Annotated in this window: 32 protein-coding genes; 12 read left to right on the top strand and 20 right to left on the bottom strand. The window is 69.1% G+C overall.

Features of this window, described 5'->3' with window-relative positions:
* Positions 1 to 60 precede the first annotated feature (60 nt).
* The 9 genes from MK181_05425 to MK181_05465 form a co-directional block, all read right to left on the bottom strand.
* The gene (locus MK181_05425; protein ID MCH2419236.1) at positions 61 to 900 is read right to left on the bottom strand and encodes a hypothetical protein; all 840 of its coding nucleotides are present in this window, start codon (positions 898 to 900) and stop codon (positions 61 to 63) included.
* Positions 897 to 1,652 (bottom strand): ribonuclease III, encoded by a 756-nt coding sequence (gene rnc / locus MK181_05430; protein MCH2419237.1) that lies wholly within the window; start codon positions 1,650 to 1,652, stop codon positions 897 to 899. The genes MK181_05425 and rnc overlap by 4 nt, the downstream gene beginning before the upstream one ends.
* Positions 1,630 to 1,920: a phosphopantetheine-binding protein gene (locus tag MK181_05435; protein MCH2419238.1), complete on the bottom strand. Its 291-nt coding sequence runs from the start codon at positions 1,918 to 1,920 to the stop codon at positions 1,630 to 1,632. The genes rnc and MK181_05435 overlap by 23 nt, the downstream gene beginning before the upstream one ends.
* Before the next feature lie 140 nt (positions 1,921 to 2,060).
* Positions 2,061 to 3,044, bottom strand: coding sequence for a phosphate acyltransferase PlsX (gene plsX / locus MK181_05440; protein MCH2419239.1), 984 nt, complete (start codon positions 3,042 to 3,044; stop codon positions 2,061 to 2,063).
* A gap of 19 nt (positions 3,045 to 3,063) precedes the next feature.
* On the bottom strand, positions 3,064 to 3,243 hold the full coding sequence (rpmF, locus tag MK181_05445; protein ID MCH2419240.1) for a 50S ribosomal protein L32: 180 nt from the start codon (positions 3,241 to 3,243) through the stop codon (positions 3,064 to 3,066).
* Positions 3,244 to 3,379: 136 nt separating this feature from the next.
* Entirely contained in the window at positions 3,380 to 3,916 is a 537-nt protein-coding gene (locus tag MK181_05450) for a DUF177 domain-containing protein (protein ID MCH2419241.1), read from the bottom strand.
* Positions 3,917 to 3,956: 40 nt separating this feature from the next.
* Positions 3,957 to 4,622 (bottom strand): hypothetical protein, encoded by a 666-nt coding sequence (locus tag MK181_05455; GenBank protein ID MCH2419242.1) that lies wholly within the window; start codon positions 4,620 to 4,622, stop codon positions 3,957 to 3,959.
* Positions 4,619 to 5,098 carry a pantetheine-phosphate adenylyltransferase gene (gene coaD / locus MK181_05460; protein ID MCH2419243.1) on the bottom strand — a complete coding sequence of 160 codons (480 nt, stop codon included), beginning with the start codon at positions 5,096 to 5,098 and terminating at the stop codon, positions 4,619 to 4,621. The genes MK181_05455 and coaD overlap by 4 nt, the downstream gene beginning before the upstream one ends.
* A complete protein-coding gene (locus tag MK181_05465; GenBank protein MCH2419244.1) occupies positions 5,095 to 5,682 on the bottom strand; it encodes an RsmD family RNA methyltransferase in 588 nt (195 codons plus the stop codon). Before MK181_05465 ends, coaD begins: the two co-directional genes overlap by 4 nt.
* A gap of 48 nt (positions 5,683 to 5,730) precedes the next feature.
* Here MK181_05465 and MK181_05470 point away from each other — a divergent pair, with 48 nt between their 5' ends.
* Positions 5,731 to 5,922 (top strand): hypothetical protein, encoded by a 192-nt coding sequence (locus tag MK181_05470; protein MCH2419245.1) that lies wholly within the window; start codon positions 5,731 to 5,733, stop codon positions 5,920 to 5,922.
* 10 nt (positions 5,923 to 5,932) lie between these two features.
* On the opposite strand, the gene MK181_05475 is transcribed toward MK181_05470, so the two are convergent.
* From MK181_05475 to MK181_05485, 3 genes are all read right to left on the bottom strand, one after another.
* Entirely contained in the window at positions 5,933 to 6,535 is a 603-nt protein-coding gene (locus tag MK181_05475) for a GNAT family N-acetyltransferase (GenBank protein MCH2419246.1), read from the bottom strand.
* 48 nt (positions 6,536 to 6,583) lie between these two features.
* Positions 6,584 to 8,713, bottom strand: a complete 2,130-nt coding sequence (gene recG / locus MK181_05480; GenBank protein ID MCH2419247.1) for an ATP-dependent DNA helicase RecG — start codon at positions 8,711 to 8,713, stop codon at positions 6,584 to 6,586.
* A 62-nt stretch (positions 8,714 to 8,775) separates the two neighbouring features.
* A complete protein-coding gene (locus MK181_05485; GenBank protein MCH2419248.1) occupies positions 8,776 to 10,419 on the bottom strand; it encodes a DAK2 domain-containing protein in 1,644 nt (547 codons plus the stop codon).
* A gap of 173 nt (positions 10,420 to 10,592) precedes the next feature.
* Between MK181_05485 and rpmB the strand changes: the two genes are divergently transcribed.
* The 3 genes from rpmB (at position 10,593) to MK181_05500 (ending at position 12,944) form a co-directional block, all read left to right on the top strand.
* On the top strand, positions 10,593 to 10,787 hold the full coding sequence (gene rpmB / locus MK181_05490) for a 50S ribosomal protein L28 (protein MCH2419249.1): 195 nt from the start codon (positions 10,593 to 10,595) through the stop codon (positions 10,785 to 10,787).
* 22 nt (positions 10,788 to 10,809) lie between these two features.
* Positions 10,810 to 11,034: a hypothetical protein gene (locus tag MK181_05495; protein ID MCH2419250.1), complete on the top strand. Its 225-nt coding sequence runs from the start codon at positions 10,810 to 10,812 to the stop codon at positions 11,032 to 11,034.
* A 101-nt stretch (positions 11,035 to 11,135) separates the two neighbouring features.
* Positions 11,136 to 12,944, top strand: coding sequence for a phosphoenolpyruvate carboxykinase (GTP) (locus MK181_05500; protein MCH2419251.1), 1,809 nt, complete (start codon positions 11,136 to 11,138; stop codon positions 12,942 to 12,944).
* 9 nt (positions 12,945 to 12,953) lie between these two features.
* Here MK181_05500 and MK181_05505 read toward each other — a convergent pair whose 3' ends face one another.
* From MK181_05505 to MK181_05520, 4 genes are read right to left on the bottom strand one after another with little or no spacing between them, the layout of a single operon-like run.
* On the bottom strand, positions 12,954 to 13,337 hold the full coding sequence (locus tag MK181_05505) for a hypothetical protein (protein MCH2419252.1): 384 nt from the start codon (positions 13,335 to 13,337) through the stop codon (positions 12,954 to 12,956).
* A 44-nt stretch (positions 13,338 to 13,381) separates the two neighbouring features.
* Positions 13,382 to 14,206, bottom strand: a complete 825-nt coding sequence (locus tag MK181_05510; protein ID MCH2419253.1) for a PIG-L family deacetylase — start codon at positions 14,204 to 14,206, stop codon at positions 13,382 to 13,384.
* Positions 14,207 to 14,208: 2 nt separating this feature from the next.
* The gene (locus MK181_05515) at positions 14,209 to 15,351 is read right to left on the bottom strand and encodes a CoA transferase (GenBank protein MCH2419254.1); all 1,143 of its coding nucleotides are present in this window, start codon (positions 15,349 to 15,351) and stop codon (positions 14,209 to 14,211) included.
* Between the two features lie 34 nt (positions 15,352 to 15,385).
* Positions 15,386 to 16,222 (bottom strand): alpha/beta fold hydrolase, encoded by an 837-nt coding sequence (locus tag MK181_05520; GenBank protein ID MCH2419255.1) that lies wholly within the window; start codon positions 16,220 to 16,222, stop codon positions 15,386 to 15,388.
* A 60-nt stretch (positions 16,223 to 16,282) separates the two neighbouring features.
* On the opposite strand from MK181_05520, the gene MK181_05525 reads away from it, so the two are divergent.
* Positions 16,283 to 16,723: a GNAT family N-acetyltransferase gene (locus MK181_05525; GenBank protein ID MCH2419256.1), complete on the top strand. Its 441-nt coding sequence runs from the start codon at positions 16,283 to 16,285 to the stop codon at positions 16,721 to 16,723.
* A gap of 11 nt (positions 16,724 to 16,734) precedes the next feature.
* Here the strand turns inward: MK181_05525 and MK181_05530 are convergent, their stop codons facing one another.
* A complete protein-coding gene (locus tag MK181_05530; GenBank protein ID MCH2419257.1) occupies positions 16,735 to 17,079 on the bottom strand; it encodes a metallopeptidase family protein in 345 nt (114 codons plus the stop codon).
* Positions 17,080 to 17,158: 79 nt separating this feature from the next.
* Between MK181_05530 and MK181_05535 the strand changes: the two genes are divergently transcribed.
* The gene (locus tag MK181_05535) at positions 17,159 to 19,489 is read left to right on the top strand and encodes an ATP-dependent DNA helicase UvrD2 (protein ID MCH2419258.1); all 2,331 of its coding nucleotides are present in this window, start codon (positions 17,159 to 17,161) and stop codon (positions 19,487 to 19,489) included.
* Between the two features lie 28 nt (positions 19,490 to 19,517).
* On the opposite strand, the gene MK181_05540 is transcribed toward MK181_05535, so the two are convergent.
* Positions 19,518 to 20,300: an exodeoxyribonuclease III gene (locus tag MK181_05540; GenBank protein ID MCH2419259.1), complete on the bottom strand. Its 783-nt coding sequence runs from the start codon at positions 20,298 to 20,300 to the stop codon at positions 19,518 to 19,520.
* Between the two features lie 17 nt (positions 20,301 to 20,317).
* Positions 20,318 to 20,962 (bottom strand): HAD-IA family hydrolase, encoded by a 645-nt coding sequence (locus MK181_05545; GenBank protein MCH2419260.1) that lies wholly within the window; start codon positions 20,960 to 20,962, stop codon positions 20,318 to 20,320.
* A 65-nt stretch (positions 20,963 to 21,027) separates the two neighbouring features.
* Here MK181_05545 and ettA point away from each other — a divergent pair, with 65 nt between their 5' ends.
* The 6 genes from ettA to MK181_05575 are packed head-to-tail and all read left to right on the top strand — an operon-like array spanning position 21,028 to position 26,455.
* Positions 21,028 to 22,725: an energy-dependent translational throttle protein EttA gene (gene ettA / locus MK181_05550; GenBank protein ID MCH2419261.1), complete on the top strand. Its 1,698-nt coding sequence runs from the start codon at positions 21,028 to 21,030 to the stop codon at positions 22,723 to 22,725.
* Positions 22,722 to 23,069: a hypothetical protein gene (locus tag MK181_05555; GenBank protein ID MCH2419262.1), complete on the top strand. Its 348-nt coding sequence runs from the start codon at positions 22,722 to 22,724 to the stop codon at positions 23,067 to 23,069. The genes ettA and MK181_05555 overlap by 4 nt, the downstream gene beginning before the upstream one ends.
* Before the next feature lie 10 nt (positions 23,070 to 23,079).
* Complete coding sequence (locus MK181_05560; GenBank protein MCH2419263.1) at positions 23,080 to 23,844, top strand: 3'(2'),5'-bisphosphate nucleotidase CysQ; 765 nt, start codon at positions 23,080 to 23,082, stop codon at positions 23,842 to 23,844.
* A 3-nt stretch (positions 23,845 to 23,847) separates the two neighbouring features.
* Entirely contained in the window at positions 23,848 to 24,531 is a 684-nt protein-coding gene (gene nucS, locus MK181_05565) for an endonuclease NucS (GenBank protein MCH2419264.1), read from the top strand.
* Positions 24,532 to 24,538: 7 nt separating this feature from the next.
* Positions 24,539 to 25,744: an NAD(P)/FAD-dependent oxidoreductase gene (locus MK181_05570; GenBank protein MCH2419265.1), complete on the top strand. Its 1,206-nt coding sequence runs from the start codon at positions 24,539 to 24,541 to the stop codon at positions 25,742 to 25,744.
* Positions 25,745 to 25,801: 57 nt separating this feature from the next.
* Entirely contained in the window at positions 25,802 to 26,455 is a 654-nt protein-coding gene (locus MK181_05575) for a phosphatase PAP2 family protein (GenBank protein MCH2419266.1), read from the top strand.
* 22 nt (positions 26,456 to 26,477) lie between these two features.
* Here MK181_05575 and MK181_05580 read toward each other — a convergent pair whose 3' ends face one another.
* On the bottom strand, positions 26,478 to 26,657 hold the full coding sequence (locus tag MK181_05580) for a hypothetical protein (GenBank protein MCH2419267.1): 180 nt from the start codon (positions 26,655 to 26,657) through the stop codon (positions 26,478 to 26,480).
* Between the last annotated feature and the right edge of the window lie 72 nt (positions 26,658 to 26,729).

Here is a 26,729-nt window from a genome sequence, read left to right on the forward strand (position 1 = left end):
GGGTGTCATTCGCCATTCACGCCACCCTAGGCGCGCCAAAGGCGCCCGAGGGGCGCTCCGTCAGACCTGGGTCTCGCAGAAGTAAGTCCAGCTTCCCTTGAGCTTGATTCGCTGGATGGCTGACCGGTTGCGCTGGCTGAGCGCACCCGCCCGGCCGTAAACCGCCAAGTGGTCGCCGTAGGTCCCCGGCTCGCCGTACAGGTCGACGAACGGACGCTCTTCGAGGTCAGTCCCTCGGTACTTGATGGCATCGTTGACCACCGAGATCATCGCCCCATGGAGGCGCCGGACCTCCTGGGTGGAAAGGGTGTTGCTGATCCGGTCGTAGCGCAGTCCGGCGTGGAACAGGATCTCGTCGGAGTAAACGTCGCCGATGCCCACCACCACCGTGTCGTCGCACAGGAGATCCTTGAGCGGTACCTCCCTAGCCAGGACCTGTCCTCCGAACATCGTCCACGGAACCATCTCGCCGGCCGGATCGATGCCCAGCGTGGCCAGGTCTGGGAACTCAGTGAGCAGCTGGTCGCCGGACACCACGCACACCTCCGAGGTGCCGCCGGGGTCGATCAGGCGGACCTGACCGCCCACCGTGAAAGTGAAGGTCATCTCGGTGCCGGGTGCCTTCGCGTCCCGGGCGGCGTGCCGCCGAATACTGGAGCCGGCGCCCGGGCGGATGACCAGTAGGTCGTCTTCCATCTTGATGACCAGGGTGAGTCCGATCCGGCGGACCGGGCCCAACTTGCAGCCCTCCACCGTTCCGGCGAACGATCGGCGGGTGCGGTACCGGGCCAGGGTGGCCATCGAGGCGACCTCCACCGTCTTCACCTTGCGGCCGGAAATCTCCCGGTCCAGGGCGTAGCGGATGATCTCTACCTCGGGTAGTTCGTGTTCGAGAGTCACGTTGATTCCTGACCTGTCGTCGGAGTCCCAGCCTCAACCGGGGATGGGTGTTCAAGGGCGTCCCAGGCCAACTGGGCCGCCTCCTGCTCGGCCCGCTTGCGCGACGTGCCGGTTGCCGGGCCGTACGAACGCCCGGCCACCTCGACCACAGCGTGGAACCGCTTGTCGTGGTCCGGACCGTCGTCGGTCAGCACATAGCGCGGCGGCGGGTCGGATCGGCGGGCGGCCAACTCCTGGAGGCGCGTCTTGAAGTCGTGGAGGCCCGGATCGACCGCCGAGTCGGCCAGCACGTCGGCGAACAGCCGGTCCACGACCGTCCTCACGGCCGCCGGCCCACCGTCTAGGTAGACAGCGGCGACCACAGCCTCCAGGGCATCGGCCAAGATCGAGTCCTTGTCGCTCCCACCGGTCGATGACTCGCCCCGACCTAGGCGGAGTGCCTCACCCAACGGGATCGACCGGGCCACGTCGGCCAACGCCGGGGTGCTCACTACGGCGGCCCGGATCAGAGCCAGTTGGCCCTCGGGCAGCCCAGGATGGTCGCGGTAGACACGTTCAGCGACCGCAAACCCCAGCACAGCGTCACCCAAGAACTCCAGCCGCTCGTTGGAGGAGGCCTCGTGCTCGGCACACCACGACCGGTGGGTCAGGGCGATCTCCAGTAGGTCCGGATCACCGAACCGGTGGCCAAGACCGTCCTCGAGGGCTTCCGAAACGACGGACCGCGGGTCAGCCGAGACGGGAGACGACATAGTCGACGGCATCGCGGACTGTCTTGAGGTCCTCGAGGTCATCGTCCTCGATCCGGAAGCCGGCAGAACGCTCGCTGAGTTCCTCCTCCAGGGCCTCCACCAACTCGATAAGGGCCAGCGAGTCGGCGTCGAGGTCGTCGGCGAACGAGTTGCCCTCGCCGATCTCGGACGGCTCGATCTCCAGGATGTCGGCGAGACGGTCGCGGATCAGTTCCAGGACCTCGTCGCGCCCGATCGGGACGCCCTCGACATGGGTTTCTGCGGGCACGTCGGCTCCTCGCCGTTCAGAGATGTGGGGTGGTCATCGGCCGCCGGGGACAATGAATCAGCCCCAGGAACGGTGGGTCATCCTACCGGTCACAACCCTGGGTCGGAGCGTGGTCGAAAGGGATGGAGATGGTGGGAAGGTCAGGCCTGGGCGGCCACGGCCTCCGTGAGATGGTTGACCACGTCGGCACGCACCATCTCGGCGGCCACGCCGATGGCGTTTCGCATGGCCACGGCCTTCGTGGAGCCGTGGCTAATGACGCAGACCCCCTTGACGCCCAGGAGCATGGCCCCGCCGTAGGTGTCCGGGTGGAACTCCCGGTAGAGGTTGTCCAGTTCGGGAGCCAGTACTTCGGCCGCAGCCATGGCCTCCGGTCGTTCGGCCATAGCGGTCAGGAGGGCGGTCAGGAGGGCCTTGAAGGCCCCTTCGGCCGTCTTGAGGGCCACGTTTCCGGTGAACCCGTCGGTCACGATGACGTCGGCAGTGTCGGTGAGGAGGTCGCGTCCCTCCACGTTGCCGATGAACTCGGCGTCGCGGAACTCGGCGGCGGCCAGGGCCGCGTAGGCGTCCTTGACGAAGGGGCTTCCCTTCCCTGGCTCCTCACCGATGGACAACAGAGCCACCCGGGGCTGTTCAACGCCTAGGCGGGCTCGGGAGAACACGGCGCCCATCTGGCCGAACTGAACCAGCCACCCGGGGCTGCACTCGGCGTTGGCCCCCGAGTCCAGCAGCACGGTTGGGGTCCCACCGGGTACCGGGATCAGCGTGGCGATGGCCGGCCGGGCCACACCGGAGATCCGCCCCATGCGGAGCAGGGCGCTGGCCATGGTGGCCCCCGTGTTACCAGCGCTGACCATGGCCGATGCCCGGCCATCGCGAACCGCCTCAGCCGCCCGGACTAACGAGGAGTCCTTCATCCGACGGACGCTGGAGCCCGGTTCGGCGTCCATGGCGATGACCTCAGACGCCTCGAGGACCTCCAGGTCGCCGACATCGGCGAGCTCCTCGGGGCGGCCGACTAGCAGCACCGGGACGCCGTCCTCCTCGTGGGCCTGCCGGGCGCCGGCGACGATCTCGGCCGGTGCGTGGTCACCGCCCATGGCGTCGACCGCTACGGGCAGCATGATGCGAGGAAGGGGTAGGTCAGTCGACGTCGACGGCCTGGCGACCCGCGTACCAGCCGCAGTTCCCGCAGATGCGATGCGGGCGCTTGGTGACGCCGCAGTGGTCGCAGGAGCTCCGGGCTGCGCGGTCCAGGGTCCAGGCGGACGCCTTTCGGCTACGGCCCTTGGCCTTGGAGGTCTTCTTCTTTGGGACGGCCATCGTCGGTTCCTCGGAGGCGGTCGGTGGGGTGGAGATCGGGTACGTCGACCAGGTGCGCCGACGGCTAGACGAGGCTACCGGCACCGGCTGCGAACCGGTACGGCCATGACGGGGACCACTCCCGGAACCGGCCGCTTCACCCCAAGTCGGGTTCGTCGAACCGGAGAACGTCCAGAGCGGCCCACCGCGGGTCTCCCGCCGGGCCGTCCTCCGTTCCCGATGGGCTTTCGGCGGACCGAAGCCACTCCGGGTCGGGGCCCATGCAGTCGTCGGCGCAGAGCGGCGAGAGGGGCAGAGCCAACAGGACGGCGTCGCGGACCACCGGCTCCAGGTCGGCCTCATCTCCACCCAACTGGTAGGCATCGGCGGCGTCCGTCTCGGGGGCCGACCGACCCGGCTCGTCGGAGGCCATCACCTCGTGGACCCGTAGGTCGACCTCGCCGACCACCGGCTCCAGACAGCGTCGGCAGTCGCCGGACCATCCGGCCCGGACACCGCCCGTCACCACAACCTCGGCACCGCGGGCTTCGGCCTCCAGGTCCACGACAACCCGGCCATCCACCACCGACACGTCGCCAACCCGCAGGTCGTCGAGCACCACCGAGGCCCGGATCAGCCGAGGATCGGCGCGCCGACGCAGGACGGCCAGCGGTATCCGCAGGTCGTCGGTCACCGGGAGGCCACCGGGGCGGGGCGGCACGCTCCCGCCGGGGTCATGGCCCGTCGGTCTCGGCGTCCTGGTCGAAGAACGTGACGCCCGGTCGACCGGCCACCGCCTCACGGGAAGCCTGGGCAGCCTCGGCCGCACGGCGATCCCGGTCCCGGTCAAGGACGGTCTCTTGCAGGCGACGTCGACCCTGGGCGATGGCGTCACGGGTACTGCTCAGCAGCGACTCGAAGCTGCCCAGTTTCTGGTCGCAGTAGTCCTCGGTCTCCCGGCGCATCTTCCGGGTCTCGTCCTCGGCCTTCTCGACCAGGTGGCGGGCCTTCTGCTCGGCGGTCCTCACCACCTCAGTGCGCTGGACCAACCGCTCGGCCCTGGACCGAGCCAACTCGAGGATCTCGTCACCCTCCCGACGCACCTTGGCCAGAAACTCCTCCCGCTCCTTGAGTAACCAGCGGGCCGACCGGAGCTCGTCAGGAAGGCGGGTGATGGCCTCATCGACGAGGCCCAGCAGCTCATCCTTGTTGACCATGGAGGAGGCGGACAACGGCATCGGCCGCGCATTAGCCACCTGCTCGCGCAGTTGGCGCAGGATGGTCTCCATCTGGGGCGGCCGGTAGGGGTCCGGGGTCGTCGGCGTAGTGGGCTGCTGCGGTGGCGGCGCCGCGGTCGGGCCGACCGACTGAAGGGGCGCCACCTCGGCGGGATCGGTCATGTCGCCAGCCGGTTCTCAAGACGGGTGCGCACCGGGACCGGCACCATGTCGTTGACGTCGCCACCCAGACGGGCCACCTCGCGAATCAATCGGGAAGCCAGGAACGACCGACGAGACGCCGTAGGCAGGAAGAGGGTCTGCACCCCAGAGATGGCGGCGTTCATCTGGGCCATCTGGAGCTCGCTTTCGAAGTCGGAGACGGCCCGTAGTCCCTTGATGATGAAGTCGGCCCCGGCCTCAGCGGCCAGGTCGACGACCAGACCGTCGAACATGGTGGTCCGCACGTTTGTGAGGTGGGAGAAGCATTCGTCGAGCATCGCCATCCGCTCCTCCAGATCAAACAGGCCGTCACCCTTCGCCGGGTTCATCAGGGCGGCCACCACCACTTCGTCGAACAGGCCGGCTGCCGTCTGGACCATCTCGACATGGCCGTTGTGCACCGGATCGAAGGATCCTGGATACAGGACGCGGGTCACGGCCTCGGCACCTCTCGCTCGATCGTGGCTGGTTGGTCGGCGGCCCCCGCCGCCTCGGCTCCCGGCAGGAGCAGCGTTACCACGGTACTCCCGTACCGACGGCACGATTCGGCATGCCAACCGGGTCCCGGCTCGATCTGGCGGTCGGATTCGGTGACCACCGGGCCGTCGACACGGCCAGCCAACCCGACCAGCAGGTCGGCCCAGCCGTCGAAGGGGTACGGCGGGTCCAAGAGGACTAGGTCCCACCGGTCGTCGGTGGTGGTCAACCATCGCAGACCGTCGGCCCGAACCACCCGGGCCCGGTCTTCCAGATCACAGGACCGGAGGTTCCGGGACACCAGGTCCACCGCCTCGGCTGACCGGTCCACGAACACGGCCCGTCGGGCACCCCGGGAGAGCGCCTCGATACCCAGTGCCCCGGTCCCGGCAAACAGGTCGAGGACGTCGGCATCCACGACGGCCCCCCGGCTGTGGAGGGCGTTGAACACCGCCTCCCGGACCCGGTCGCTGGTGGGACGCACGTCCACCCCTGATGGTGAGGCCAGACGACGGCCCCGGGCGGTTCCAGCCACGACTCGCATCTAACCAGTATGGAGGCCCGGTGGTCGGCGCGAACTACGGTCGGCCGGGTGCGGGCTCCGGAGACCATCGTGTGCGTGGACTGCGGGGGCACCTGCCACCTACTGGCCCACCCCGAGACCGAGTTCGACCCGGGAGACCCGGTGGCCTACCGCTGTGCCGACTGCGTAGACCGCTGGGACCTGGTGATGCCCGACGACGAGGACGACGGTCAGGGCGACGAGCCACCCAGGGACGTCTGAACTGGACGCATCAGCGGGGGTCGCGCCACATGAGCGGAACCGTTGGACCGCCGTCGACGGCCACCTCACCGGTGACCACGAACCCGTGCCTTTCGTACAGCGGCACGTTGTCCGGGTCGCTGGACTCCAGGTAGGCCCCCAAGCCGTCTACGTCGCAACGGGCAGTCACCGCCCCGATGCAGGCCGAGGCCAGCCCCAGACCCCGATCCGCTTCCCGGGTGCCGACGAACGCCAGGTACCAGTGGGGCGTTCGCGGGTGGGACTGGAAGATCGGAAACAACCGACTCAGGCGCTCCATCGCCCCGGCATCTTCCAGGAGGGCCCGGTTGGCCGCCCCGGCCTCGGCGGCGGCGGCCTCGGCATCATCAGGCTCGTGAGGTCCGACCCACAGGGCGGCGCACCGGCGCAACCCGTCCGGGTCGGTAGGCACGAACACCTCGTCGAACCCGCTCCCGGCAGCCAGGCGGTTGGCAAACAGGGCTGCCAGCTGGGCGGGCCTCCGGTCGGCGTCGTCGAAGAGGAACGCCAGCACGGGGTCGTGGACGAAGGCGTCGGCCAGGGTGGCGACCACGTCGGGCACCTCGCCGGGTCCGATTGTCCGGGCGTCGGTCATGGGACCCTTCCTAGTCCGGTAGACGCCGTGGCCACGACCTCGACGGCATCACGACTTCAGCAGGTAGCCGGACTCGTCGTCCCCGAGGAACAGGGTGACCTCGTCGGCTAGCTCGGGGTGGTCAGCCAGGCCCCCTCCACCGCCGACCAGCCGGAGGGCCTCCTCTCTAGCTGCCTCCACCCATTCCCGGTCGCGGCGCAGCGAGGCTAGGCGGAGGTCGTTACGCCCCTTCTGGCGCTCCCCCATGATCGTGCCCTCGCCCCGCAGGTCCAGGTCCACCTCGGCCAACTCGAAGCCGTCGGTGGTCCGGACCACCGCCCGGATGCGCTCCTCGGACTCCGGGGTAGGCGCCTTACCGACCAGCAGGCAACGACTGGAATGTTCACCGCGCCCCACCCGACCCCGGAGCTGGTGAAGTTGGGCGATGCCAAACCGGGCGGCGTCGAGCACCACCATGACGGTGGCGTTCGGAACGTCGACTCCCACCTCGATCACCGTGGTGGCCACCAGCACGTCGAGGGCGCCGGACCGGAAGAGCCGCATGGTTTTCTCCTTTTCGGACCGACCCACCCGTCCGTGAAGCAGCCCAACCCGGAGCCCGGCCAGCTCGCCGTCCGACAGCGACGTAAAGGCCTCCTCCGCCGACCGTACCTCCAGGTTCTCAGACTCTTCGATCAACGGGCACACCACGTAGGCCTGCCTGCCGGCCTCCACCTCACCCCGGACGACCGGCCACACGTTGGCGTCGTCCTCGTGCCAAGACGTCGCTATGGGGTTGCGCCCCGGTGGCATCTCGTCGAGAACCGACACGTCGAGGTCCCCATAAACGGTCATGGCGGCCGTCCGGGGAATGGGCGTGGCCGTCATGACCAGCACGTCGGGAACCGTGCCGTCGTCGTTCTTCTCTCGAAGAGCGGCCCGCTGTTCGACACCGAACCGGTGCTGCTCGTCGATAACCACCATGCCGAGCGACCCGAACCGGACCCCCTCCTGGATCAGCGCATGGGTACCGATGAGCACGTCGATGCCGCCGGCCACCAACTCTGTACCAATCCGCCGACGCTCGGTCGTGGTGGTGCGGTTGGTCAGCAATTCGACTTTCAGCGGTCGCTGCCCTAGCAGGGTGGCCGGGTCGTCGACGGTGATGCGGTCCAGCATCTCGGCCACCCCCAGGTGGTGTTGTTCGGCCAGGACCTCGGTGGGCGCCATGAGGGCGCCCTGATACCCACCCTGGACGGCGGCCAGCAGCGCCGAGACGGCTACCACCGTCTTGCCGGAGCCCACGTCGCCCTGTAGGAGCCGGTGCATGGGTGCGGGTCGAGCCAGGTCCTCCAGGATCTCGGCCACCACCCGGTCTTGGGCGTCGGTAAACGGGAAGCCGAGACCGGCCCGGAACCCCTCCAGCAGAATGGTCGTGGCGGTGTCGTGGGCAATTCCGACCGAGGTGCGCTCCAGGTCCCGCTTACGCTGGACCAGAGCCAACTGGATCCGGAGCAACTCGTCGAACACGAGGCGGCGGCGGGCCTCAGCCATCTCCTGCATCGACTCTGGGCGGTGGATGGACCGGTAGGCGTCCGAGCGCCCGACCATCCGGTACCGCTCGAGGACGCTTACCGGTACCGGGTCGGACAGGCCCCGGACCTTCCCGACCCGACGGAGTGCCTCGCCCACGAACCCGTCCACGTCCCAGCTCTGGAGGCCGGCCGCCTCGGACTGCGGGTAGACGGCCACGATGCGTCCCGTCCGGTCGCCCACCAGGTCCACCACGGGGTTCGTCATCTGGAGGTCACCTCGAAAGCTGTCGGCCTTCCCGAACACCACGGCCTCCCGGCCCTCGGTCAGTTGCTTGAGGCGCCACGGCTGGTTGAAGAACGCCAGGCGTAGCCCACCCGTGTCATCGGCCACCCGGACCTCGACCAGCGAACGCCCGTTGCGGGTTCGACGCGATGTCACAGCCTCCACCCGGATTAGGACCATGCCCTCCTCGCCGGGAGTCAGCCGGTCCACGGTCGCCTCGCGGCTTCTGTCGAGGTAGCGGCGGGGGTAGTAGCTGAGAAGGTCCAGCACCGACCGGACCTCCATGGCGGCCAGCGAGCGGGCCCGGGCCTCCCCGACCCCGTTCAGGACGGTGACCGGGCGCCCGTCGAGCTCCCGGAGGGTGATGCCCTGGTCGGCCACCAGCCGACGGTACCCCCACCACCCGGACGGACCGGGGCTCCCCGGGCCCGGAGGACGGTCGCCTACTCCACGCCCAGGAAGTAGGGGTAGAGGGGTTGGCCGCCGTCGTGCACCTCGACCTCGACGCCCGGGTGTTCAGCCTCCAACCACGAGACGACGGCCGCCGTGATGGCCTCCTCGGCACCCTCTCCGGCAATCATGGTGACGATCTCGTGCGAGTCGTCGACTATCTCGCCCAGGAGGCTGGTGGTGGCCTCGAACAGGGTGCTGGCCACCACCCGGACCTTTCCCCCGGCGAGGCCCAGGTGGTCGCCCTCGGCGATGTTGCCCACGTCGCTTCCCGAGTCGCGCACAGCCACTGTCACCTCACCGGCCACCACGGCCTCGGCCGCAGCGGCCATGGCCGTCTGGTTGTCCTGGGCGGTGGACTGGGGGTCGTACTCCAGGAGCGAGGCGAACCCCTCGGTGATGCCCCGGGTCGGGACCACCCGGACGTTTTTGTCGCTCTGGGCGTCGACCTGTTCGGCCGCGGCGACGACGTTCCCGTTGTTAGGCAACACCACCACGTCGTCGGCCGGGACAGCCTCCACTGCGGCCAGCAGGTCGGCCGTGGACGGGTTCATGGACTGGCCCCCGGCCACTACTCGCCGTACCCCCAGGGAGCGGAAGATGTCGCGGATACCAGGACCGTTGGCCACGGCCACCACGGCGCACGGCACCGGGTCGCCGACGTCCTCGGCGTCGGCCGACATCTGGTCGCGAACCCACGCTTGCTCCTCGACCTCCTCGAACAAATCGGTAACTCGAATCCGGTTGGGGCGGCCTACGGCGATCCCTGCCTCAATGGCGCCGCCGATGTCGTCGGTGTGGACGTGGCAGTTCCAGACCCCATCGCCCCCGACCACCACGATCGAATCCCCCAGGGCGGCCCACGCCTTCTTGAAGCCGTCGATCGACCCGTCCGGTGCGTCGAGGAAATACATGACCTCGTAGCGGGTCCCCGTCGCCTCGTCGGCGCCGTGGTCGTCGGGGCGCCCTTCGGTCACCGGCGCCGCAACCTCCGGTGGGTCAGGCAGCGGTCGTCCGTCGACGACGGTGAGCACGGCGTCCAGCAGCAGCAGGTATCCGCTGCCCCCGGCGTCTACCACGCCGGCCTCGGCCAGCACGGGCAGCAGTTCGGGTGTCCGGGCCAGGCTCTCGCCGCCGGCCTCCCGGGCCGACTCGGCCACGGCCAGCAGGTCACCGCCTCCTCCGGCGGTGGCCTCGGCTGCTACCGACGACTCGCGGACCACAGTCAGGATGGTCCCCTCCACCGGCGTCATTACGGCCCGGTAGGCGGCCTCCGAGGCGGCGACCAACCCGTCGGCCAGGGTCCGTCCGTCGACCGCTCCGGCCTCAGCGAAGTTGGCGGCCAGGCCACGCAAGACCTGAGAGAGGATCACGCCGGAGTTGCCGCGGGCTCCCATTAGCGAGCCGTGGGAGATGGCGCCGGCTACCTCGACCATCCCCGGAGGGCCACCAGCATCCAAGCCATCCAGCTCGGCGACCACTGATTCGACAGTCATGGTCATGTTCGACCCGGTATCCCCATCGGGTACCGGGTAAACATTGAGCAGGTTCAGCACATTCCGGTGCGAGATCAGCGCATCCCGGAAGGTCCCCATAAGGCCACGCAACGCCGCGGCATCCAACGAGGTGGCGGTCACGGTCCACGAGCGTAGCCATCCTCCTGGGAGGCCCGCCCCCACGCCCGACGGCCAGCGTGACTCGCTACGCAGCGATGCACCGGTGGTTGGAGTCCCCCTCGGGTGGGCCGTAGCCTTGTGCCGTTCGAGGACCGGGCCGGTGGACCGGCCGGTTGAGGTGATAGGGGTTTGTGATGGCGTCCGTTTGTGAGATCTGTGGCAAGAAGCCCTGGTTCGGCAAGTCTCTGAGCCACTCCCATCGGCGGACCAACCGGCGTTGGAACCCCAACATCCAGCGTGTGCGCGCCGTGGTCGGTAAGTCGACCAAGCGCATGAACGTCTGCACCGGTTGCATCAAGGCTGGCAAGGTCGTCAAGGCCGGCCACTAGTCGGCCGGACGAGAACACCGCAGTGCAGGGAGTCGTCAAGTCCTACGACCCGGGAACCGGCGACGGTGTCGTTATCCGGGATACCGACTTCGCCGAGTTCGACCTCGCCGACGGCGCGCTCGAGGGCTCGGTGTTTCGCATGCTCCGTCAGGGGCAGCGGGTCTTGTTCGTTCTGGACGACGATCAGCGGGCAACCTCGCTGTCGCTGGGCTCCGAGGTCGATATGGGGACCCCGGACCTCACCTGAGACGAGGCGTTCCCCTGAGCCGGCCGACCCCGGCCGATTGACCACTGTCACACCCGCTCCGTGTGGCATCGTCGCGCCAGAGCCACTACCGATGGGCGGCCATGGTGGAACGCGGCGCACTGACCACCAACCGGGAACTCCTCGACTGGGTCGAGGACTGGACCAGGGTCCTGGCCCCCGACGCCGTCCACTGGTGTGACGGGTCGGCTACCGAGCACGACCGCCTGGCCGCCGACCTGATCGAGGCCGGCACGTTTCAGCGATTGGCCCATGACCGGAGGCCCGGCAGCTATCTGGCCCTATCTGACCCCGACGACGTGGCTCGGGTCGAGGATCGCACTTACATCGCCACGACCAGCCCGGGTGACGCCGGCCCCACCAACAACTGGCGGGACCCCTCCACCCTGAAGGCCGAAATGCTGAGCCTCTATCGGGGCTGCATGCGGGGACGGACCATGTACGTGGTCCCGTTCTCGATGGGTCCGCTGGGCTCCCCTATCGCCCATATCGGCGTGCAGCTGACCGACTCGGCTTATGTGGCGGTCAGCATGCGAATCATGACCCGCATGGGTCGGGCCGTCCTGGAGGTGCTGGGCGACGACGACTTCGTCCCGTGCGTGCACTCGGTGGGCGCCCCCCTGGAGGTCGGACAGGCCGACGTGCCGTGGCCATGCGATCCCACCAACCGCTACATCTCTCACTTCCCGGAGACCCGGGAGATCTGGTCGTACGGCTCCGGCTACGGCGGTAACGCCCTGCTGGGCAAGAAGTGCTTCGCTCTGCGGATCGCCTCCACTATGGCCCGGAACGATGGCTGGCTGGCCGAGCACATGCTCATCCTCGGGCTTACCTCGCCGGAGGGCGAAAAGACCTACGTAGCCGCCGCCTTTCCGTCGGCGTGCGGTAAGACCAACATGGCCATGCTCGTCCCGACCCTGCCCGGGTGGACGGTGGAAACGATCGGTGACGACATCGCCTGGATGAAGTTCGGCGACGACGGCCGCCTGCACGCCATCAACCCGGAAGCTGGGTTCTTCGGGGTGGCCCCTGGAACCTCAGAGGCCACCAACGCCAACGCCATGGCGACCCTGTGGGGGAACTCCATCTTCACCAACGTGGCCCGCACGCCTGACGGCGACGTCTGGTGGGAGGGCATGACCGACGAGCCGCCGAATCATCTGACCGATTGGCGGGGCGAGCCGTGGACGCCGGAGAGCCCCACTCCGGCCGCCCACCCAAACGCCCGGTTCGCCGCCCCGGCCGACCAGTGCCCGTCGATCGCCGACGAGTGGCAGGATCCGGCCGGCGTGCCCATTTCAGCCATTCTCTTCGGAGGACGCCGGGCCACCAACGTGCCGCTGGTAACGGAGGCCCGGGACTGGGACCACGGCGTGTTTCTGGGTTCCATAATGAGCTCGGAGCGCACGGCGGCCGCCGCTGGAACGGTCGGTCAGGTGCGGTTCGACCCCTTCGCCATGCTCCCGTTCATGGGCTACAACGTCGGCGATTACTTCTCCCACTGGCTGTCCATCGGCGACCGGGCCGAGGCCAATCGACTCCCCCGGCTGTTCTGGGTGAACTGGTTCCGCAGGGACGCCGACGGTGGGTTCCTGTGGCCCGGATTCGGAGAGAACTGCCGAGTCCTGAAGTGGGTGGTCGAGCGGGTGGCCGGAACGGCCGACGCCGCTGAGACACCGATCGGCCTCGTCCCTACCGTGGATGCCATCGACCGAACAGGCCTCGATCTGGATGACGACGCTATGACCCGACTGCTGGCCGTGGACCCGGCGTCGTGGGGCCACGAGGTGGCCCTCATTGATGAGCACTACGCCATGGTCGGCGACCGGCTGCCCAAGCGGCTGGACGCCGAACTGGATGACCTGCGGCGCCGGTTGGACGCCGAGTCCTAGGAACCGCCGTCAGGCGACGATCATGGCCCGGATGCCCAGGCCCATCAGGAAGAGGCCAGCGAACCCATAGAGCAGGTGCCGGTGGGGGCGCAGGCTCTGCCGGTAGCTGTAGACAATGCCCACGGTGATGAGGGCCACAAAGCCGTAGAACAGGTGGAACTGCGGCGGCTCGATGTCCTGGCCGGCCACCAGGCCAACCCCCAGAGTCACCTGTATGGCGATGACCACCTGGACGAGGGCGGTGAACCACCAGAGGGCTCGACCCCGGAGGGCATCCGCCCGGTGGGCGGCCAGGGCCCAGGCTCCGGCCAGGCCGTTGCCGACCACCATCACCCAGGCCAGGCCCTCGTGGATGTCGCTCAGCGTGGCGAGGAGGATCGGGACGCCGGTCACCGGGTCATCATGCCAGCAGGGCTGTAGTGCAGGTCACCGGGCCGTTATGCCAACAGTAGGTCGTCGCTCTGCACCCGTCCGTTGCGGGGACGTCCGGGGTCCACGAACCACTCGGTCCCGAAGGTGGCGGCGAACGCCTCGTCGGGCATGGACAGGAAGAACGAGTCGGCGGCTACTTGGCTGGCGTGGGCTCGGATGGCCTCCCGCTTTCGGTCGATGACCGCCGTGACGTCTACGGCGTGGGTGATCTCGTCGTCCGCCATGCCGAAGGTGTCGACCTCGGTCCGCTGTCGCCGCAGCTCCAGCATCTCCTCGTTGGCCCATGTGGCCTCACCAGACGCGAGTTCGTCAACTGCCCGGTCGATCGCCGCCCGGATGGCGTCTCGGTTCATGGTCACCCAGCGCACCGGGACACCGGCGGTGACCGAAGCCCATCGGACGCCCACCCGGTGGACCTGGATGTGGTCGGGATGTCCGTAGCCGCCGGACGGGTCATAGACCACCAGTAGGTCGGGGTCCTCACCGTCCAGCAGGCCTCCAAGGCGTTCAGCAGCGGCGGCCACGTCAGCCTGCCAGAAGCAGTCCGGGTGGTCGTTGGCCGGGTCATCGGCCATGCCACTGTCCCGGTAGCCCAGAAAGGCCAATCGGTGGACGCCCAGGATTCCGGCCGCCGCGTGCAGCTCGGCCGTCCGCCGTTCGCCCAAAGCCTCGTCGTCGTCTAGCACCCCGGGTACTGGTTCACCCTCCTCGCCCCGGGTCGCGGCGATCAGGACCACCCGATGGCCCTCGTCGACCAGGCGGGCCATGGTCCCCCCGGTGGCTAGTGCCTCGTCGTCCGGATGGGCGTGGAGGAAGGCAACGGTCGCCATGGTCAGGCCACAGCCCCCGACTCGCGGAGGGCGGCCACCTCGTCATCACCCAGGCCGGCCTCTGCCAGCAGCTCGTCGGTGTGCTGTCCCTCGTGGGGTGGCGGTCGGCGGATCTCTCCCGGGGTGGCGCTCAGGCGGGGGGCCGGCCCGGGCTGGACGATGCCTCCGATGTCTACGAAGGTGCCCCGAGCCACGTTGTGGGGATGCTCGATGGCCTCGGACACAGCCAGCACCGGGGCGTAGCAGACGTCGGTTCCCTCCAGCACGGCGTCCCACTCATCGCGGGTCCGGGTGGCCACCACGGCCGCCACCTTCTCCTTCAACTCGGGCCAGCGGGACCGGTCGTGCTGGGCGGCGAAGTCCTCGGCGTCCAGGCCCAGCTTCTCGACCATCTCGGCGTAGAACTGTGGCTCGATCGAGCCGAGGGCGATGTACTCCCCGTCGGAGCACTTGTACACGTCGTAGAAGTGGGCACCGGTGTCCAGCATGTTCTCGCCTCGGTTCGGCGTGGAGAACCCGGTGTGAAGCATCCCGTAGAAGAAGGCCATGAGGCTGGCCGCCCCGTCGACCATTGCCGCGTCCACCACCTGGCCCACACCGGTGCGCTGGGCCGACAGCAGGGCACAGACGATCCCGTAGGCCAGGTACATGCCACCGCCGCCCATGTCGCCGACCAGGTTCAGTGGGGGGACGGGACCGGTGTCATGACGCCCCATGTGGGCCAGCACGCCGGCCAGGGCGATGTAGTTGATGTCGTGCCCGGCCGACGTGGCGTACGGGCCGTCCTGACCCCAGCCGGTCATCCGCCCGTACACAAGGGCCGGGTTCCGGGCCAGGCAGTCGTCGGGTCCGATGCCGAGTCGCTCGGCCACCCCGGGTCGGAACCCCTCGAACACCACGTCGGCCCCCTCCACCAGGCGGAGCACCACCTCGCGGCCTTCGTCGGATTTGAGGTCCACGCCGACGCTTCGACGGCCGCGACCGTTGACGAAGGCGGGCGGACGGTCGGGATCACCGCCGCGGACCGAGGCCGCCCGGTCGATTCGGACGACGTCGGCCCCCATGTCAGCCAGCATCATCCCGCAGAATGGGCCGGGCCCTATCCCGGCTAGCTCGATTACTCGGACGCCGTCGAGTGCTCCCACGGTGATGTCTCCTCGGTCGGTTCTTTGGTCGTGGTCAGGTGGTGCCGTCGGCCCGGTGGCAGTGGGTCGAGATGGCGTCGATCAGGTACGGCCAGGCTCCGGGGGCCAGGTCGTGACCCCAACCGTCGACCAGCACAAAGTCGGCCCCGGGGATGACAGCGGCCGTCCGCTCGCCACCCGACGGGGTGATCAGGGTGTCGGCTGTGCCGTGGAGTACCAGGGTCGGGATCCTGATGGTGGCCAGGAGGTCCTCCCGGGAGCCCCCGTCGTAGGCGGCACGAGCTTGGCGCCTCCAGGCGTGGTGGGGCTGGACCGACCGCTCGGCGTAGGCGGCGAACACCGAGCCCGCGTGGTCGTCGTCGTGCCAGACGCTGGCCCAGACGCGCCGGTCAGCCAGGTTCTTCTTAGCGGCCAGCACCGGGTCCTCGGGAACGGCGACGCCCATGGCCTCGCGGGCCTGGTCGGTAGCCCGGCCAAACCGACGGTCGCCGGTGTGGGAGGCCATGGACACCAGGCTGCGACACCGCTGTGGGTGTTCGGCGGCCAGGACCTGGGCCGTCATGCCGCCCAGCGACAGCCCGACCACGTGGACGTCGACGAACTCCAAGTGGTCCAACAGCCCCACGGCGTCGAGGGCCATGTCGGACAGCGTGTACGACGCACCCTCCTCGAGGATCGTCGACCACCCGCTGTCCCGCTGGTCGTAGCGGACCACCCGGAAGCCCGTGGCGGCAAGCCCCTCACAGAAGCCCTCCTCCCACAGGAGCAGTTGGCTGCCCAGCCCGTGCATAAGCAGCACCGCGGGATCGCCGGGGTCGCCAAACGCCTCGTGGCAGAGGTCAATTCCCGAGGGCAGGGAGGCGATCGGCACCCGGCCATCTTCGGACGCCGGCCCCGGGGGAGCAAACCCGTCGGGGCTAGCGTCCCGACCGTGACCGAGATCCACGACCGGCGCTTCGATGAGTTGGACGCGGCCACGTTCCACGACCTGGTTCGGCTCCGGGTGGACGTGTTCGTCGCCGAGCAGGAGTGCCCCTACCCTGAACTGGACGGCCGGGACATAGAGGCCGGCACCCGCCACGTGTGGATCGACGGTGGGAACGGTCCGATCTCCTACCTGCGGGTCGTGGCCGAGCCGGGGGGCAGCTGCCGGATCGGCCGGGTGGTGACCCATGCCGACGCCCGGGGCAACGGCCTGGCCGGCGTGCTGCTGGACCACGTGCACGCCACCACACCTGGCCTCTTGGTCCTCGACGCCCAGACCTATCTGGTCTCCTGGTACGCCACCCTGGGCTACGTGCCCACTGGCCCCGAGTTCGTAGAGGACGGCATCTCCCACGTTCCCATGGCCCGGCCGTCGGTCGACGCTTAACCGAAGGACCTTCAGCCCCAGCCCAGGTCGTCGAGGGTGTCGTCGTCGATACCGAAGTGGTGAGCGACCTCGTGCACCACGGTGACCACCACCTCGCGCCGGAGCTCGTCAAGGTCGGCACAGGCCTCGCAGAGGGCTAGGCGGTACACGTGGATCCGGTCGGGTAGGACTAGCCCGCCGTAGTCCTCGCGTTCGGTGAGGGGGACACCGTCGTAGAGGCCGAGTAGGTCCGGGGGGTCGCCCCGGTCGGCGGTCAGGACCACCACGTTGTCCATCAGGCCGGTCAGGTCGGGGGGCAGGGTGTCGAGGGCGTCGGCCACCAACGCCTCGAACTCCCGCCTGTCGACCGGCTCCACGGGACGATGGTAGGCCCACTCTCCGACGGACCCGGCGGTCCCGCCGAAGCCGTCGTGGGCCGTCGCTAGGGTGCGCCCGATGGACATGGCGGACCGATCCGACAGCTGGGCAGCCACCCTCGAGGACGTCGCCGCGTCGGACGCGGCCGACGCCGACGCCCTGCTCGCCGGCCTGAACGACGAGCAGAGGGAGGCTGTCACCTCTGAGGCCCTCCCGCTGGCCATTCACGCCGGTGCCGGATCGGGAAAGACCCGGGTCCTGACCCACCGGATCGCCTGGCGGACGCTGACCGGTCGGAGCGACCCCCGCCGGGTCCTGGCCTTGACCTTCACCCGAAAGGCGGCGTCCGAGATGCGTCGGCGGCTTTGGAGGCTGGGCATGCGGGACCAGGTGGCGGCCGGCACCTTCCACTCAGTGGCTTACGCCCAGCTGCGTAACCTTTGGCGAGAAAATGACCAACGGGAACCAGAGCTGCTGGTCCGCAAGATGGGTCTCGTGGCCCCGCTGCTCCCCCGCGATCACCGGGCCACCGCCGCCCTAGACGTGGTGGCCGAGATCGAGTGGGCCAAGGCCCGGCGCATCCGACCGGAGGCCTACCCGGATGCCGCCGAGGCCGCTGAGCGGAACCTCCCCCTGCCCCCGCCCACCGTGGCCCGGATCTTTCGGGAGTACGAGGAGGTCAAAGAAGAGAAGCGGATGGTCGACTTCGACGACCTGCTCGACCAGTGCCGTCGGGCCCTGGCCACCAACAAGCGGTTTGCCGAGGCCCAGCGGTGGCGGTTCCGCCACCTGTACGTGGACGAGTTCCAGGACGTGAACCCACTCCAGTTCCAGCTTCTCGACGCCTGGCTGGACGGTCGACCCGACCTCTGCGTGGTGGGCGATCCCGACCAGGCCATCTACGGGTGGAACGGTGCCGACGCCGACCACCTGCGCCGGTTCCCAGTCCACTTCCCCGGGGCGACGGTGCTGAACCTGCGGCAGAACTACCGCAGTACCCCGCAGATCCTGCGCACCGCAGCAGCCGTCCTAGGCGGAAGCGACCCGATGCTGGCCAACCGCGACCGGGGTCCCGACCCGGTGGTGGAACGCCATCCCGACCACGAGGCCGAGGCCCTCGCTGTGGCCCGACGCATCCGCGAGTTGCGAGGTCCGGACGGTCGCTGGTCCGACCATGCCGTACTAATGCGCACCAACGCCCAGGCCGAGCCGTTGGTGGCCGCTCTCCAAGCGGCTGACATCCCGGTCCGGACCCGAGCTGGGAGCGGCCTGCTGGACCGGGCCGACGTGAAGGCGCAGCTGACCACTCTCGGTCGCAGCGACCGCCCCCTAGCCGACCGGATGGCCGACCTACGCGCCGTCGGCGACGGCGCGGATGATGATGGGGAAGACGGTGGGGATACCGAGAGGCAGGCGGCCTTCGCTGAACTCCGGCGCCTGGCCGACGAGTTCCAGGCCCTCGACCCGTCGGGCACAGCCCGGGGCTTTGTCGCATGGGCCCGATCGCAGGCCCGGGCGACTTCCGACGAGTCGGCGGACGCCGTGGAGGTTTCCACCTTCCACGCTGCCAAGGGGCTGGAGTGGCCGACTGTCCACCTGACCGGCCTCGAGCTGGGCCTGGTGCCTATTGCCCACGCCCAGACCACGGAGGCCCGGGCCGAGGAAAGACGCCTTCTCTACGTGGCCCTCACCCGGGCCGAGGACCGCCTCTTCTGCTCGTGGGCCGCCCAGCGCACTTTCGGGACCCGTACCTCGGCCAGGAAGCCGTCGTTCTGGCTAGAGGACGTGGAGGCGGCCATCGCCGGGCTGGACCGTCCGGTCGGCCGGTCCGAGGGGATGCGCCAGGTGGCCGAAATCCGCCGACGGACCGGGCGGGCCAGCCTCCCCGACCACCCCGTAGTGGACGCTCTGCGCCGGTACCGGTCTACGGCCGCCCAGGCTGCCGACGTTCCCGCTTACGTGGTGTTCACTGACGCCACACTGGCCGACCTCGTGTCCGTCTGGCCTACCACGACCACCGAGTTGCTCGACGTCTCCGGGATCGGGCCGACCAAGGCCGACCGACATGGGGAGGCCCTCCTGGCCGTGCTGGCCTCCCACGACCGGCCGGACCGGACCCGGTCCGACGAGGCGACCCCACCGACCGTGGTCGCGGCTCCCTCGTTCGACCCGGACACCGCCGACCGACCGGAGGATCCCGTCTGCGACGCCCTGCGTACCTGGCGGCTGGAGGCCTCCCGGAAGGCTGGAGTTCCCGCCTACCGGGTCCTCACCAACCGGGCCCTGGACGCCCTGGTGGAGCTCCGGCCGGTGGACGCCGAGGGGCTGCTGGCCGTACCGGGAATCGGCCCGCGCACAGTGGAGGCCTACGGCGATGAGATCCTGGCCGTGCTGGCCGCTACCGGTTAACCGGCCGCCGGCACCCAGCGCGCGGTGATCAGACCAAGGTGAATTCGGCCACTACCGGTGCATGGTCGCTGGGCTTCTCGCCCTTGCGCTCGTTGCGGTCCACCACTATGAAATCCAGTACCGCGGCGGCCGGCGCTGAGGCGTAAACCAGGTCGATCCTCATCCCCATGCGCTTGTAGAACGCCCCACCCCGGTAGTCCCACCAGGAGTGCAGGCCGTTCCCCTCGAACCGCTCGCGGAACACGTCGGTGAACCCAAGGTCCACCAGCCGGGCCAGGGCGTCCCTTTCGGGCGCCGTCACGTGGGTCATCCCCTCAAGGGCCGCCGGATCCCAAACGTCCCGGTCGTCGGGAGCCACGTTGAAGTCGCCCACCACCACTACGGGCTGGTCGGCTGGGTCGGTGTTGGCAACCAGGTCATCGTGCAGGCGCCCCAGCCAGTCAAGCTTGTAGCGGTAGTGGTCGTGGTCGACCTCTCGCCCGTTGGGTACGTAGCAGCTCGCCACCCGCACGCCGCCGCAGGTCGCCCAGAGGATCCGGGCATCGGGATCGGGATCTGCTCGGCCATCGGCGAACCCCGGACGCACGTCGGCTAGCCCAACCCGGGAGATCACAGCCACGCCGTTCCACTGTCCCTCGCCATGGTGGGCCGACTCGTAGCCCAGTGCCTCGAACCGCTCGTGGGGGAACGCAGGGTCAGCCATCTTGGTCTCCTGGAGGCAGAGGACGTCGGGTCCTACGGCCTGGACCCAAGCCTCGACGCGGTCGATGCGGGCCTTCAGCGAGTTGACGTTCCAGGTGACGATGCGCATCGGGGTGACGGTAGCGGTCAGCCGAGCGGGAAGCCGACGATCGCCTCGAGCTCGGCGATGGCCTCCTCCGGGTCCACCACCTTGATCGTGGTCATCCCCATGGCCCGGGCTGGCTTGAGGTTGACACCGAGGTCGTCAAGGAAGACGCATGCGGCGGGTTCCACCCCCAGGCGTTCGCAGGCGATCTCGTAGATCCGCGGCTCGGGCTTGCGGCAGCCCTCGACGCTCGACTGGATCAGCTCGTCGAACAGGCCGACCACCTCCAGGACGTCGTCGGAGAACGGTTGGGAACCGATCGGGGTGATGTTGTTGGTCAGCATCCCGGTCCTGAGCCGGTCGGCGCACCGCCGGAGGGCCTCGACCATGGTCGGACGCAACGTCCCGTGGAGCCCTTCCATGATCCGGGCGGCGTCCACGATGTATCCCTGGGCGGCAGCCTCGGCCTCGAACAGTCGGCCGAACTCGCCGGCGTCAACCTGGCGGCGCTCAAATCGGGCCCAGGCGTTGTCGTCCGGGTTGGTCGAGTTGATGCGTCGCACGGTCCCCGATGGGAGGCCCACTTCGGCCTCGTAGGCGGCGAAGGCGTCGAACGGGCTGGTGAGGATGACACCGCCGAAGTCGAATAGCACGGCCTCGATACCGGTCGACGGGGGTTTGAGCACCAAGGAGAGCGTAGGGACTGACCGGCCACGGGGCCATGCCGGGACCGCCGGTAGCCTCGGCGCCCATGGGGGCCCAGTTCATCTTCACCATGCACCGGGTAGGTCGGTTCCATCCGCCGGACCGGGACGTGCTCTCCAACATCACGCTGGCCTTCTACCCCGGGGCCAAGATCGGCGTCCTGGGAGCCAACGGGGCCGGCAAGTCGTCGTTGCTGCGGATCATGGCCGGGGTAGACGACGGGTTCACCGGCGAAGCCCGGCTGACCGAGGGGTTCACTGTGGGACTCCTGGAGCAGGAACCGACGCTGGACGCCGACAAGGACGTGCAGGGCAACGTCATGTCCGGGGTAGGTGAGGTGGCGGGCCTACTGGCCCGCTACGAGGAGGTTCTAGCCGGGTGGGGTGACCCCGATGCCGACTACGACAAGTTGGGCGCCGACCAGGCCGAATTGGAGAAGAAGATCGAGGCGGCCGGCGCCTGGGACCTCCAGCGAACAATCGAGATCGCCATGGACGCCCTCCGCCTACCACCTGGTGAGGCCGACGTAGCCACCTTGTCCGGTGGCGAGCACCGACGGGTGGCGCTGTGCCGGCTGCTGCTGTCCCGCCCCGACCTGCTGCTGCTGGACGAGCCCACCAACCACTTGGACGCCGAATCGGTGGCATGGCTGGAACGCACCCTGCGCGACTACCACGGCACCGTGGTGGCCATCACCCACGACCGCTACTTCTTGGACAACGTGGCCGGGTGGATCCTGGAGTTGGATCGGGGGAAGGGCATCCCCTACGAGGGCAACTACTCGGGCTGGCTGGAACAGAAATCGGCCCGCCTGGCCGCCGAGAACCAGGAGGACTCGGCCCGCCGCCGCACCCTGGAACGCGAGCTGGAGTGGGTGCGGATGGCCCCCCGGGCGCGCCAGGCCAAGGGCAAAGCCCGACTGTCGGCCTACGAGCGTCTCGTAGCCGAGGCGGCTGAGACCGAGCGTCGGGCCCGGGAACTCCAGATCGACATCCCGGCCAACCAGCGGCTGGGAGACCAGGTGATCGAGGTCGAAAACCTGTCCAAGGGGTTTGGTGACCGCCTGCTCATCGACAACCTCTCGTTCTCCCTGCCCCCGGCCGGAATCGTCGGCGTGATCGGCGGTAACGGCGCCGGGAAGACCACGCTGTTCCGGATGCTCACCGCTGCAGCCGACGGTACGGCCGTCGGGGACACGGCGCCTGACACCGGTGAGATCCGGATCGGTCCGACGGTCGAGATGGGCTACGTCGACCAGTCCCGCGAGAGCCTGAATCCGGACCGGACCGTCTACCAGGAGATCACCGACGACCGGGAGTTCATCGATGTGGGCCGCCGGGAGGTGAACGGCCGCGCCTACGTGGCGTCGTTCAACTTCAAGGGCGCCGACCAGCAGAAGCGGGTCGGCGACCTATCGGGCGGCGAGCGAAACAGAGTGCACCTGGCCAAAGTGCTGCGCAGCGGGGCCAACGTTCTACTGCTCGACGAGCCGACCAACGACCTGGACGTGGACACTCTGCGGGCCCTGGAGGCGGGCCTGGACGCTTACGCCGGGTGCGCCGTGGTGATCAGCCACGACCGGTGGTTCCTGGACCGGGTGGCCACCCACGTCCTGGCCTTCGAGGGAGACTCCCAGGTGCGGTGGTTTGAGGGGAACTTCACCCAGTACGAGGCCTACCGGAGGGACGAGTTGGGCCTGGACGACCAGCCCCACCGAATGAAGTACAGGCCACTGGTCCGATGAGCGCCGCCGATGCCCGCACCCGGCTCCTGACCCCCGGAACTCTGCGGGGGGCCGCCCTATTGCTGTGCGCTACCGGCATCGTGGGGATGATCATCACCTCCATCGCCGACGAGGTCGGGGCGGCCATCACCTTCGGGTTCATCGGGGCAACCGGGGCCTTCGCCCTGCTGCTGGTCGGCGTCCTGGTGCCCGCCGTGGAGTCCGCCGCCTCGTGGGACGAGGAGCGCGCCGCGGCGGTCGAGGACGCGGTCCAGCGCCTGGTGGCTGCCGGTGCCGACGAGGAGGACCTACGGTCCACCATCGCCGCAGCCATCCATCTGGGCCGACGGTCGGCCGGCGACTGATCCGCCCAGCATGGCGACGCCCGACGACCACGCCCTGGCCGCCGACCTGGCCACCCGGGCCGGTGCCCTCCTCATAGAGGTCCGGGGACACCTGGCCTCCGGGGACTCCTCCTCGGAGGCCCTGAAGCGGGAGGGCGACCAGCGATCCCACGAGTTTCTGATGGACGCTCTGGCCGGGCATCGCCCGCACGACGCCGTGCTGTCCGAGGAGGGTGCGGCGGCCGCCGTTCATCCCAACCGGGCTGAGACATCACGGGTCTGGATCGTGGACCCGGTGGACGGGACGAGGGAGTACGGCGATCCTCCCCGCACCGACTGGGCGGTCCACGTAGCCCTGGCAGAGGACGGCCGTCCGACGGCCGGGGCGGTGGCGCTCCCAGCGCTCGACCTCACGCTGTCCACCATGGCCTTGCCGAACCCCACGGACCTCCCGCCGATCCCCGACCGCCCCCGGGTGGTGGTCAGCCGGTCCCGTCCCCCGGCCGAGGCGATGGACGTGTGCGACGCCCTGGGCGGGGTGGTGGTGGAGTTGGGCTCAGCCGGCGCCAAGGCCATGGCGGTAGTCCGAGGCGAGGTCGAGGCCTACGTCCACTCCGGCGGCCAATACGAGTGGGACAGCTGCGCACCGGTAGCCGTGGCGATCGCCGCCGGCCTACACGCGTCAAGGATCGACGGCACGACGCTGCGCTACAACTCCGCCGACCCGTACCTCCCCGACCTGGTGATCTGCCGGGCCGAGTTGGCCGAAGCGGTGCTGGCCGCCCTGGCGGGTTGACCGGTGCGCCTGGTTATCGCCCGCTGCACCGTCGATTACGACGGCCGGCTGACGGCCCACCTGCCTGAGGCAGTCCGGCTCCTCATGGTCAAGGCCGACGGCTGCGTGGCCATCCACGCCGACGGCGGGGCCTACAAACCGTTGAACTGGATGAACTCCCCTAACACCCTCACCGTGGACGACGACCCGGAGGCCGACGACGCCCGGGCAGTCTGGACAGTCCGCAACCCAGGGGGCGAGACGCTGACCATTACCCTCCACGAGGTCCTGTCCGACGAGGCCCACGAGATGGGCCTCGACCCCGGCCTACAAAAAGACGGCGTAGAGGCCCACCTCCAGGAACTGCTGGCCGCCGACCCGACGACCATCCTCGACGGCCTGCGCCTCGTCCGGCGGGAGTATCCCACCGACATCGGGCCGGTGGACCTGCTCTGCCGCGGCGCCCGGGGCGAGACAGTGGCCATCGAAGTAAAGCGTCGGGGCGAGATCGACGGCGTGGAACAACTCACCCGCTACCTCGAGTTCCTGAACCGGGATCCCCTACTGCGTCCCGTCCGAGGGGTGTTCGTGGCCCAGGAGATCCGACCGCAGGCCCGGGTCCTCGCCGAGGACCGGGGCATCGGCTGCGTGGTCGTGGACTACGACGACTTGAGAGGCATCGAGTCCGACGAGCTGAAACTCTTCTGAGGATCGTATGGAGGTCGATCTAGCAATCGTGGGAGGAGGTCCCGCCGGCTCGGCAGCCGCCGTCACCGCGGCCCGGGCCGGAGCCTCGGTCCTGGTAGTGGACAAGGCCTCGTTTCCCCGGGATAAGTGCTGTGGCGACGGGTTGACCACCTTGGCCCTCCGCCTAGGTGAGGAACTCGGCCTGGATCCCGGAGCCATCGCCGGATGGCAGGTGGTAGACGGAGCGGTCCTCCACAGCCCCTCGGGACGGACCATCCGGTTCCCCCTGCCCCGGGACGACGGGCAGTACGCCGCAGTCGTCCCCCGTCGCGAATACGACGCGGCCCTCCTTGATCTGGCCCACCGGGCCGGCGCCAACGTTCGGGTCGGTCACGCAATGGTTGGGATCAAGGTGGATGCCAAGGGTGCGACCCTCGCCGTCGACAGGATGGGCGAGGTACGTGCCACAACGGTGGTGGCCGCCGACGGCATGTGGTCGCCGACGCGACGCCTACTGAGGCTGGCCGACAAGGGCTACCGGGGTGAGTGGCACGCCTTCCGGCAGTACGTAGCCGACGTCGGACCGGCGGCGGCCGACCTCCATGTCTGGTTCGAACCCGACCTACTACCCGGCTACGCCTGGTCGTTCCCCCTCTCCGGTCGTCGGGCCAACGTGGGCTTCGGCGTGCTCCGCGGAGGGCGGGTCGCCGTGGGTGACACCGGGCGACTGTGGGACGAGCTCCTGAACCGACCGGCCATCCGGGAGGTTCTGGGTCCCTCAGCCCGACCAGTGGGGCGTCGCATGGCCTGGCCCATCCCGGCCCGGGTGGGCTCGTCGGCACTGGACCACGGACCGGTCCTGTTCGCCGGGGACGCCGCGGCGGTCACCGATGCCTTGACTGGCGAGGGCATCGGCCAGGCCCTGTTGACCGGGATCCTGGCCGCTGAGGCCTCACTGGCTGGAGGTGGACAGGACCGGGTGGCGGACCGGTACCGACGGTGGGTACTCGGTGACCTGCGGGCCGACCACCGGATGTCGGTCGCCCTCCAGCGGATCCTTGCTCGCCGAATTGGTGCCGACGGTGCCGTCCGTCTCGCCGGGATATCGCAGTGGACCCGGCAAAACTTCGCCCGCTGGATGTTCGAGGACTACCCCCGGGCCCTGGTGGCTACCCCTCGGAGGTGGAGCCGGGGAGCGCTCTCCACCTCGGGCGCCTACCAGGACAGTGGCTGAACGCCTCCCCGATTGGGGCGAATCGGCTCCCGACCCTGCCCGCCGTAGGCTGGATTAGTGGCTACCGCCGAGGTGCCGGCCCCCGAGCCGGCTGACCAGCCGGCCGATCTCTCCGCTCCGCCCGACCCGGACCTCCAGGACTACGCGGCCGGACTACTGGACGAGGTATCGGACGACGACTCTCACCCGCTGGGTCCGATCGGCGCCTCGCTGGACGAGGCGGTGGACCGGATCTGGGACCGGCTTCGGGGAAACCCGGCCATGGACCGGCTCTTCTACACAGCCAGCGAGTTGGGCGACTTCAGCCTGATCTGGCACCTCCTAGGCACGGCCCGTGGCGTGGCCACCCGCGGCGGAACCCGGGAGGCGGCCCGCCTGGCCCTCGCCCTGGGGGCCGAGTCGGCACTGGTCAACGGCGCCGTGAAGTCTGTCTTCAAGCGTGAGCGACCCATCCAGGACGGGGAGCGGCCCCACCACCTGCGCCTTCCGCTAACTAGCAGCTTTCCGTCTGGACATGCCTCGGCGGCCTTCCTGGCTGCCACTTTGCTCTCAGAGCGATCGAAGGTGAAGCCACTCTGGTACGGGTTGGCCTCCGTGGTCGCCACCTCGCGGATCCACGTCCGGATCCACCACGCCAGCGATGTGCTGGTGGGAGCGGGGGTCGGCTTGGCGCTGGGGCGCCTAATCCGGAAGGTCTTCCCGCTGCGCTGAACCGGGCCGACCGGCCCGGTGGTCAGTTGGTGGGAGCGGCCTCGAGTTCGGCGTCACTCGCCGCCAGTAGCAGGCGAAGATCGAGAAGGAGGTCGGCGACCTCCGAGGCAGCGATCAACTCACGGCTCTTCGTGGTCCCCAGGCCGCGGTCGATGATGGCCCGGATCTCTTCGATCGTCGCCGTATCGAGTGCCTCGGTCACCGCCATGTCCTCCCGCTTCTCGTCGATCGCCCCACCCTAGACGGCAATCGGGGAGAACGGCGCCACAGATTC

Source organism: Acidimicrobiales bacterium (assembly GCA_022452035.1).
Classification (GTDB): Bacteria; Actinomycetota; Acidimicrobiia; order Acidimicrobiales; family MedAcidi-G1; genus UBA9410.

Coding starts and splice junctions, on each gene's coding strand:
- MK181_05510 (MCH2419253.1), bottom strand. CDS start 14,206: ATGGCGACCGTTGCCTTCCTCCACGCCCATCCGGACGACGAGGCACTA.
- MK181_05555 (MCH2419262.1), top strand. CDS start 22,722: ATGAGCGCCGCCGATGCCCGCACCCGGCTCCTGACCCCCGGAACTCTG.
- MK181_05455 (MCH2419242.1), bottom strand. CDS start 4,622: ATGACCGATCCCGCCGAGGTGGCGCCCCTTCAGTCGGTCGGCCCGACC.
- MK181_05475 (MCH2419246.1), bottom strand. CDS start 6,535: ATGACCGACGCCCGGACAATCGGACCCGGCGAGGTGCCCGACGTGGTC.
- rpmB (MCH2419249.1), top strand. CDS start 10,593: ATGGCGTCCGTTTGTGAGATCTGTGGCAAGAAGCCCTGGTTCGGCAAG.
- rnc (MCH2419237.1), bottom strand. CDS start 1,652: ATGTCGTCTCCCGTCTCGGCTGACCCGCGGTCCGTCGTTTCGGAAGCC.
- ettA (MCH2419261.1), top strand. CDS start 21,028: ATGGGGGCCCAGTTCATCTTCACCATGCACCGGGTAGGTCGGTTCCAT.
- MK181_05560 (MCH2419263.1), top strand. CDS start 23,080: ATGGCGACGCCCGACGACCACGCCCTGGCCGCCGACCTGGCCACCCGG.
- MK181_05535 (MCH2419258.1), top strand. CDS start 17,159: ATGGACATGGCGGACCGATCCGACAGCTGGGCAGCCACCCTCGAGGAC.
- MK181_05570 (MCH2419265.1), top strand. CDS start 24,539: ATGGAGGTCGATCTAGCAATCGTGGGAGGAGGTCCCGCCGGCTCGGCA.
- rpmF (MCH2419240.1), bottom strand. CDS start 3,243: ATGGCCGTCCCAAAGAAGAAGACCTCCAAGGCCAAGGGCCGTAGCCGA.
- plsX (MCH2419239.1), bottom strand. CDS start 3,044: ATGCTGCCCGTAGCGGTCGACGCCATGGGCGGTGACCACGCACCGGCC.
- MK181_05540 (MCH2419259.1), bottom strand. CDS start 20,300: ATGCGCATCGTCACCTGGAACGTCAACTCGCTGAAGGCCCGCATCGAC.
- MK181_05500 (MCH2419251.1), top strand. CDS start 11,136: ATGGTGGAACGCGGCGCACTGACCACCAACCGGGAACTCCTCGACTGG.
- MK181_05465 (MCH2419244.1), bottom strand. CDS start 5,682: ATGCGAGTCGTGGCTGGAACCGCCCGGGGCCGTCGTCTGGCCTCACCA.